Consider the following 5,428-nt stretch of genomic DNA (forward strand, 5'->3'; position numbering starts at 1 on the left):
CAGACATGGGCATTCCTGACTCTCTCCAGCAAAGCGCCGAAATGGCGGAGGGCCGGAACGCACTGCGTTCCGGCCCTCCAGGCTATCAGCCGCCGCGCCTCCGTCCCGCGGAGCCTGGGCCGCGCGTCCTAGGCCATGTTGGCCGCGTACTTCGCCGGGTCAGCGTCGAAGGCGGGGCCGCAGCCGGCGCAGCAGAAGTAGTAGCGCTCGCCCGCAAAATCACGGAACAGCCCGGCAGCGACCGCCGCCGCCTTGTCCACGGCGTTGCCCACCATCACGGGGCAGGTCGTCGCGCCCGTGTCGGCGGTCGTGCTCGCGCACGTGCTGCTGTCTTCAGGAGCCGCGGTCTTCGGGGTGCTGCTGCAGCAACTGGCTGCCGCCTGCGGTTCGTGTGTCATGGTGTGGTTCCCTTCCTGAGGTGGTGGCGGTGCGGCCGGGGACGGGACCGAGCCCGAGTCCGCGACCGCACGGATTTACTATACCCCTACCCGGTAGTCGTATTCTCACAATCGCTCGTTCCTCGAACAATACCCCCGAGGGTTCCGGGGGAAATTCGCCACCCAGCGGCCAGCATCGCCGAGCGACCACAACACAATCCCGCGCATCTCCCCGAGAGCCATACCCCCTACCCGTATATGACAAACCGTGACGCGAGAGCCCCGTGTCGCGGGGCGCTCGGTTGACACCCCTACCCCCTAGGGGTATATCCTGACATCCGCCGGGCCACACCGGCCCCAACTCAGGAGGATCACCATGTCACCCCGCCCACCCGCCTCAGCCGCGAAGCGATGGCTCGGGCTCGCGCTCATCGCCACCGCCCAGTTCGTCGTCATCATGGACACCTCGATCATTGGGGTGGCGCTGCCGGACATCCAACGCGATCTCGGTTTCACCCCGGAGTCCCTGTCCTGGGTCTTTAACGCCTATGTGGTCGCCTTCGGTGGCCTGCTCCTCCTCGGTGGCCGGCTCTCGGACGCCTTCGGCGCCCGGAAAATCTTCGTCACGGGCTGGCTCGTGCTCATCGCGGGCTCGGTCATGGCCGGAGCCGCCAACAGCATCGGCCTGGAGATTGCGGGCCGCGCCGTGCAGGGGGCGGGCTCAGCGCTCATCGCCCCGGCCGCCCTCACGCTCCTCATGATGCTCTTCGGCGGCACAAAGGACCTGCCGAAGGCCTTCGCCATCTACGGCGCGGCCGCGCCGATCGGCGGCTCCGCCGGCGTCTTCCTCGGCGGGGTGCTCACCGAGTACGCCAGCTGGCCCTGGGTGTTCTACGTCACGATCCCGATCGCGCTGTTCGTCCTCGCGTTCACCGGCACCGCCCTCCCCCGGACCTCGCGCGGCGCCACCTCCTCGATCGATATCGCCGGGGCCATCATGGTCACCGCCGGACTTGCCGCGGTGGTCTACGCCGTCGTCACGGCCCCGGAGGTCGGCTGGCTCACCGCGCAGACCCTCGGCGTCCTCGCGGGCGGCCTCGCCCTGCTCGCCGTCTTCTTCGTGATCCAGGCCAAGCGCAAGAACCCGCTGCTGCGCCTGGGCATGCTGCGCGCGCCGATGCTGGGGGCCGCCAACGGCGCCCAGCTCATGCTCGGAGGCGCGTGGGTGTCGATGTGGTTCTTCCTGAACCTCTACCTGCAGCAGGTCCTCGGCGCGAGCGCCTTCTGGGCCGGGGCCGCGCTCCTGCCCATGACGGGGCTCGTCGTGCTCGTGATGGTCGCGCTCGCTCCGCGACTGCAGGCAAAGTTCGGCGCGAAGTCGATGATCGTCACGGGTCTCGTGCTCCTCGCCGCTGGCCTCGGGTGGCTCTCGCTCGTGAGCCCGGACGGCAGCTACGTCGTCGACGTCCTGCCCGCCTCGCTCCTGGCAGCGCTCGGCATGTCCCTCGCGTTCGTGCCCTCGCTCGGCACCGCGATCAACGCCGCGCCGCCGGCCGAGACCGGGGTCGCCTCTGGCCTGGTCAGCACGAGTTACCAGATCGGCTCCGCCCTGAGCCTCGCGGTGCTCACCGCCGTGGTCTCCGCGACCTCGGGGGCCGAGCCCGGCCCGGTCGAACTGACCAGCGGCTACTCGGCCGCGTTCCTCGGGGCGGCCATGATCGCCCTGGTTGGCGCGATCGTGACGGCCGCCGCGATGCGCGCCCCGCGCTCGGTTTCCCGCGAGGGCGCTCAGGTCAGCTAGGCACCTGCGCCCGTCCCGCTCGGCGGCGTCGACCCCGCACCGGGGCCCGGCGCCGCCGAAGCGCGTTTCGCCGCGCCCGGCCGGAGTGCGGCGGTGGCCGGGTCGGCGGGCCGGTGGCGCTACCGGAGCCCTCCCGGGGCGGCTTCCAGGAAGCGCGGCGCGCGCGGGGGCCGACGCGGATCGGGCTCCCCCGCGAGGGTGCCGTCGGGGGCGATGTGGCTGAACATCTGCGCCACCACCGCGAGGATGTGCGGGTCCTCGACCCGATAGAGCTGGCGGCGGCCATCGCGGCGCGCGGTCACGATTCCGGCGGCGCGCAGCTTCGCGAGATGCTGGCTCGTGGCGGGCACCGCGGCCCCTGAGCGCTCCGCGAGCGTCGTCACGTCGTACTCGCCCTCGGCCAGGAGCCACACCAGGTGCAGGCGGTTCGGGGTCGAGAGCATGTCAAAGGTGCCCGCGGCGGCGGCCAGCTGGGCCTCGGTCACGGCGTGAGCCGGATGATCGTCCATGTCCTCTATGATTCCGTGTTCTGTGACTTGCGCAAGTCATTGTTCATTCTAGCTATGCTGGCTGGGGCATTCCCCGGGGATGCCGAGGATGAGCGATTCCCGAGCACGAGAAGGGCGGTGAGCAGATGAGTGCCTCCGCGCAGGCCGCAACCTTCAGCGGATACGACGCCGCGCTGCGCGCCCGGAACCGGCGACTCGCGGACATCGTCGTGCTCCTCGCGGTCGCGGTGCTGTTCTGGCTCCTGATCGAGCTCGGGCAGGGCGTCGCCGCCCCCTACGACCCGGAGCAGGCTCCCGCCATCGTCTCCACGGACCCCGGCGAGCTCCCCGGCTACGCGGGTCGTTCCCTCCTCCGGATGTTCGCCGCCCTGGCCGCCTCGGTGCTCTTCTCCTGTGTCGTGGCGACCGTGGCCGCGCGAGTGCCCCGAGCGGAACGCGTGCTCATCCCGCTCCTGGACGTGCTCCAGTCGGTGCCGGTGCTGGGCTTCCTCTCGGTCACCATCGGGGTGTGGCTCTCGCTGTTCCCCGGCACCATGATCGGCATCGAGCTCGCGGCCATCTTCGCGATCTTCACGAGCCAGGTGTGGAACATGACCTTCGCGTTTTACCAGTCGCTCATCACCCAGCCCCGGGACCTCGACGAGGCCAGCCGGATGCTCGGCCTGACCGGCTGGCAGCGATTCTGGCAGCTCGACGCCCCGCACGGGGCGTTTCCCCTCGTCTGGAACGGCATGATGAGTTTCGGCGGGGGATGGTTCTTCCTGATCGCGTCCGAGGTGATCACGGTCAACCACCGCACCCTGGCCCTGCCCGGCATCGGTGCCTACGCCGCGGCGGCCGCCCAGAACGCGGAGCCGGGACGACTCGTGCTCGCCATGATCGTGATGATCGTGATGATCGTGACCGTCAACTTTGTGTTCTGGCGTCCGCTGACCGCCTGGGCGGAGCGCTTCCGGATGGGCGATACGGACACGGTCGAGCCGCAGCGGAGCCTCGTCCTGGATCTCCTGCGTCGCTCCACCGTGCCTCGGCTCCTCGCGCGGACGCTGCGGCCCGTCGGCGAGTGGCTCGATCGGGTCACGCGCCCCCGGGGGCGCGGGGATCGGCCCCGTCGGCGGAGCTTTCGCCGGGTCCGGCTCATAGACACGCTGTTCGCCCTGCTCGCCGGGGGCGCGCTGCTCTGGGGGCTGTTCGCGATGCTTCGCTTCATCGCGGCGGAGACGGGCCTCGCCGAGTTCGGGCACGCCGCGGCCCTCGGGGCGGTTACCTGTGCCCGGGTCCTCCTCCTGCTGGCGCTCGGCACCGTCGTGTGGGTCCCGATCGGCGTGTGGATCGGGCTGAACCCCCGGGTGACCCGCGTCGCACAGCCGGTCGTGCAGATCCTCGCGAGCTTCCCCGCGAACTTCCTGTTCCCCTTTGCGACGCTGGCGCTCCTGTCCACGGGGATCAGCCTCGACCTCGGCGGCATCCTGCTGATGTCGCTCGGCGCGCAGTGGTACATCCTGTTTAATGTGATCGCCGGCGCGGCGGCGATCCCGAACGATCTGCGAGAGGCCGCGAAGAACCTTCGGCTGGGCCGCATCGCCACCTGGCGGACGCTCTTGTGGCCGGGGGTGTTGAGCTCCTGGGTGACGGGCGCGCTCACCGCAGCGGGCGGGGCGTGGAACGCCTCGATCGTCGCCGAGGTCGTGAGCTACGGGGACCAAACCCTCGTCGCGACCGGGCTCGGCGCATTCATCGCCGAGGCCACCGAGCACGGCGACTTCGCGCGGGTCCTCATCGGCGTGATCGTCATGAGCGTCTTCGTCGTCGGGATGAACCGCCTCGTGTGGCGCAGGCTCTACGCCCTCGCCGAGACCCGATACGCGCTGAGCTAATGCACCCGTTCGGAGAGGATCCTATGGCCGAGGCCGCACCCCCCACCCCGCCGCGCGACGGCGGGCACCCCGAGTCACCCGCGGACGCGGCCGGCGACGGCGACGAGCTGATCCGCGCCGATCGGGTCTCGATGGCCTTCCCCGCCGCGGACGGCGGGCGCTTCGAGGTCCTGGACGAGGTGAGCGTCACCCTCCGGCGCGGGGAGATCGTGGCGCTGCTCGGCAAGTCGGGCTCGGGAAAGTCGACGCTGCTGCGGCTCCTGGCCGGGCTCATCGACCCGGTCTCGGGCGCGGTGAGCTACCGGGGCGAGCCGCTCCGGGGGGCAAACCCGGGGGCGGCGATGGTGTTTCAGTCCTTCGCACTGATGCCCTGGCTCACGGTGCTGGAGAACGTGGAGCTCGGTCTGCGCGCGAGCGGGGTTCCCCGGCGGCAGCGCCGGGCCCGGGCGATGGCGGCGATCGACGCGATCGGCTTGGACGGCTTCGAGACCGCGTATCCGCGCGAGCTCTCCGGCGGGATGCGGCAGCGGGTCGGCTTCGCTCGGGCCTTCGTGCAGCGCCCCGACGCCCTGCTGATGGATGAGCCCTTCTCCGCGCTGGACGTCCTGACCGCGGAGAACCTGCGCGCGGAGCTGATCTCGATGTGGAGCGAGCCCGGCTTCCCGACGCGGTCGATCTGTATCGTGACGCACAACATTGACGAGGCCGTCCTGCTCGCCGACCGGGTCGTGGTGCTCGGCGGCAGCCCGGCACGGATCACGGCCGAGGTGCCGATTCTGCTGCCCCGGCCGCGGGATCGGCGCAGCCCCACCTTTGCGGCCGCGGTGGATCAGCTGTACTCGATTCTCACGGGGCGGGATGAGG

At 70.7% G+C, this 5,428-nt stretch carries 5 protein-coding genes; 3 read left to right on the plus strand and 2 right to left on the minus strand.

The features are described from left to right. Nucleotides 1-128: 128 nt before the first annotated feature. On the minus strand, nt 129-398 hold the full coding sequence (locus OOT08_RS03175) for a hypothetical protein (protein ID WP_325091093.1): 270 nt from the start codon (nt 396-398) through the stop codon (nt 129-131). A gap of 355 nt (nt 399-753) precedes the next feature. Here OOT08_RS03175 and OOT08_RS03180 point away from each other — a divergent pair, with 355 nt between their 5' ends. Further along, nucleotides 754-2,178 carry an MFS transporter gene (locus OOT08_RS03180; RefSeq protein ID WP_325091094.1) on the plus strand — a complete coding sequence of 475 codons (1,425 nt, stop codon included), beginning with the start codon at nt 754-756 and terminating at the stop codon, nt 2,176-2,178. Nucleotides 2,179-2,297: 119 nt separating this feature from the next. On the opposite strand, the gene OOT08_RS03185 is transcribed toward OOT08_RS03180, so the two are convergent. Beyond that, nucleotides 2,298-2,687: an ArsR/SmtB family transcription factor gene (locus tag OOT08_RS03185; protein ID WP_325091095.1), complete on the minus strand. Its 390-nt coding sequence runs from the start codon at nt 2,685-2,687 to the stop codon at nt 2,298-2,300. A 125-nt stretch (nt 2,688-2,812) separates the two neighbouring features. Here OOT08_RS03185 and OOT08_RS03190 point away from each other — a divergent pair, with 125 nt between their 5' ends. Both OOT08_RS03190 and OOT08_RS03195 read left to right on the plus strand, forming a co-directional pair. Then, a complete protein-coding gene (locus OOT08_RS03190; RefSeq protein ID WP_325091096.1) occupies nt 2,813-4,564 on the plus strand; it encodes an ABC transporter permease in 1,752 nt (583 codons plus the stop codon). Nucleotides 4,565-4,587: 23 nt separating this feature from the next. Continuing rightward, nucleotides 4,588-5,428 (plus strand): ABC transporter ATP-binding protein (locus OOT08_RS03195; RefSeq protein WP_325091097.1); only part of this gene is annotated, 841 nt, incomplete at its 3' end.

Source organism: Leucobacter sp. M11 (assembly GCF_035726885.1).
Classification (GTDB): domain Bacteria; phylum Actinomycetota; class Actinomycetes; order Actinomycetales; family Microbacteriaceae; genus JAPFRB01.

Excerpts from the sequence above, each read along its gene's own strand:
- OOT08_RS03185 (WP_325091095.1), bottom strand. The coding sequence starts at position 2,687 with ATGGACGATCATCCGGCTCACGCCGTGACCGAGGCCCAGCTGGCCGCC.
- OOT08_RS03190 (WP_325091096.1), top strand. The coding sequence starts at position 2,813 with ATGAGTGCCTCCGCGCAGGCCGCAACCTTCAGCGGATACGACGCCGCG.
- OOT08_RS03175 (WP_325091093.1), bottom strand. The coding sequence starts at position 398 with ATGACACACGAACCGCAGGCGGCAGCCAGTTGCTGCAGCAGCACCCCG.
- OOT08_RS03180 (WP_325091094.1), top strand. The coding sequence starts at position 754 with ATGTCACCCCGCCCACCCGCCTCAGCCGCGAAGCGATGGCTCGGGCTC.